The organism is Micromonospora sp. M51 (assembly GCF_018070305.1).
In the GTDB taxonomy this organism is placed as follows: Bacteria; Actinomycetota; Actinomycetes; order Mycobacteriales; family Micromonosporaceae; genus Micromonospora; species Micromonospora parva.
Genome location: NZ_JAGPXZ010000851.1, coordinates 1 through 2,406 on the forward strand (window position 1 = coordinate 1; position 2,406 = coordinate 2,406).

Annotated in this window: 3 protein-coding genes; 1 reads left to right on the plus strand and 2 read right to left on the minus strand. The window is 67.7% G+C overall.

Annotation, left to right across the window (positions count from 1 at the left end; translation table 11 throughout):
- Positions 1–484, plus strand: a 484-nt coding sequence (locus tag KBX53_RS29725) for an ATP-binding domain-containing protein (RefSeq protein ID WP_210862964.1), incomplete at its 5' end; no start/stop codon positions are given.
- 155 nt (positions 485–639) lie between these two features.
- Here the strand turns inward: KBX53_RS29725 and KBX53_RS29730 are convergent.
- Complete coding sequence (locus KBX53_RS29730) at positions 640–1,320, minus strand: lytic polysaccharide monooxygenase (protein ID WP_210862966.1); 681 nt, start codon at positions 1,318–1,320, stop codon at positions 640–642.
- A gap of 392 nt (positions 1,321–1,712) precedes the next feature.
- Positions 1,713–2,291, minus strand: coding sequence for a hypothetical protein (locus KBX53_RS29735; protein WP_210862968.1), 579 nt, complete (start codon positions 2,289–2,291; stop codon positions 1,713–1,715).
- Positions 2,292–2,406 lie beyond the last annotated feature (115 nt).

Consider the following 2,406-nt stretch of genomic DNA (forward strand, 5'->3'; position numbering starts at 1 on the left):
GCACACCAGTTGGGCACAAGCGGTGCGGGCCGTCTTCGGAGACCGCTGGACCGCTGCCGAACTCACCATCTGCTACCGGACCCCGCGCGATGTCATGGACCTCACCGGACCGGTCCTGGCGAAGGCTGGCAGCCACGGCACGCCACCCCGAGCGGTCCGCTCCTCCGGCATCGCCCCCTGGGAACTCACGATCACACCTGCCGAGCTCTCCGGTGCCGTCGTCGAGGCAGTGCGGCGGTTGCGACAACGGTGGCAGGGCGGCACTGTCGGCGTCATCGCCCCAGCGGACCGCGTCGCCGAACTCCTCGCCGTGGTCAGCGATGTGCCGGTGCTCACCGCAACCCAGTCCAAGGGATTGGAATGGGACGCGACGCTACTGGTCGACCCGCAGGGCATCGCCGCTGAACCGCGCGGCTGGAACGGCCTGTACGTCGCGCTCACCCGGTGCACCCAGGAACTCGGCCAACTGGTCCTCACGCCGTAGTCGCCCGCGCCGCCGATCTGCGGCTGAACACCGGCCGGGTCGACGTCTTCATGCCGTACGTTCGATCGTCGGCGCCGGACTCTGGCCCAGGAACAATCCGGCCCAGGACGTCACCGTCCTGGGCCGGATTGTGTTGCGGTTGCCGATCTCGCCGATCAGGTGATGTTGATGTCGCTGCACCACATGTAGGCCTGGTCCAGGTGCGACGCCTGCCAGATCACGAACAGCACGTGGCTTCCGGAGCGCCCGGAGGCCGAAACGTTGAACGAGATGTTCTGCGCTGGCGCGTAGCGCCCGGTCGTCGCGATCAGGTCGAGATTGCCCCACCCGACCTTCTGGGTGCTCGGGTTGAACCCCTGCTTGGTGATGTAGACCCGGAAGAAGTCAGCACCGTGGCTGGCCTGGTCGTACAGCTGGACCGTGAAGTTGGAGCTGACGTTGGTCGCCTTCCACGCTCCGGGCTGGTTCACCGAGTCGTTCCGGGAGAGGCCGTTGCTGCACAGTTGCCCGTCCGGGGTACGGGCCTGGTACTGGCCGCCGAGGCCGTCCCGCAGCTGGCTCATCCAGTTCCACATGGTGTCGGGGTTGGCCTGGAACGCCCGCCAGCACATCGGGTCCTGCTGCTGCATGGCTGGGTTCATGTGCTGGTTGCCCCAGGTCTTCCAGCACTGATAGGCCCGGCTGGCCGGGTTGATGATGGTGCCGTGGGCCTGGGCCGCGCCGGTCCAGGGCAGTGTGCCGACCACCATGGCGAACAGCAGGACGACCGCCCGGATGGACTGACGGACGGGTGACCGAGATCGCCCACCGGATTGATCGGGCTTGTGTGAACGCACTGTTCATCCTCCGCTCTTCGGTACGAGAGATCACAATGGGAACGCTCCCAACCAACTGTTACATCCGTGACCGTAAATATCAATACGGATCCATAAATGGTCGAATGTGGATCAAGCCGGCGGGGCCCACCGGTCGGGCACGCTGAAGGACAAGCCGCCCACCAGGGCCGGATCACCGCCACCCGCCGTGCACTGTGGCACTGACCGCTGACCCGACGACGCGCCAACGACGGTCCGGCACACCGAGATCCGCAGCACCGTCGAACGGATCGCGCGTGACGGCGCCCCCTCGGCTCGCCGCTACCGCAGGACCCGCGAAGGAGACATCCAGCCGCAGGTTCGGAACCGGCGGCCCCGCGGGTACGACCACCCCGCCCGACCGTCCGGCATGGTCACAGCCCGGCCGCGGCGTCGTACCGGCGGCGCTGCTCGGCCATCTCCGATTCGGTGAGCGCCTCCTTGAGCGCCACCTCCTCGTACTTGTCCGGGAACATCTCCCGCAGCCGGTCGACGAACATGACGTCGGCGGTCGCCTCGACCACCTGGATCCCGGGAGGCTGGGTGGACATGTCCATGATCACGGGCCCGGCCAGCTTGACCGCCACGTCCCAGGGCCGCTTCTGCTCGGCGACGCCGCAGAGGTGGAAGCCGTACACCGTGCGCACGTCGGCGAGCGCCGTGACGTCGGACGGCTCGTAGCCGTAGACGCGGACCCCGCAGATCACCGGCGGCTTCTCCGTGGTGGCCGCCTGCTGGGCACCGTGCCCCGCGTGGTTGTGCTGCCCTGGGTCCGCCTGTTCGAGCGTGGTACGCATCCGGGCCGTGATCTGCCCCTGCAGATCCACCGGCTCCGTCGTCGACTCGGCCCGGTTGACCAGTACGACCGCGCCGATCGACGCCGCCAGCACGATCACCGCCACCCACACGAAGCGGTTCCGGTACCAGCCCGCGAAACTCTCTCGGGAAATCATGATTGCTTCTCACCTCGTCGCCGCTTCTGGTGCGCTGGCAGACCACATCGGACGCCCCTGGCAGGTCAGACGTCGAGCACGTCAACCGCCGGGGACAGGGACCGGAGATGGGCAC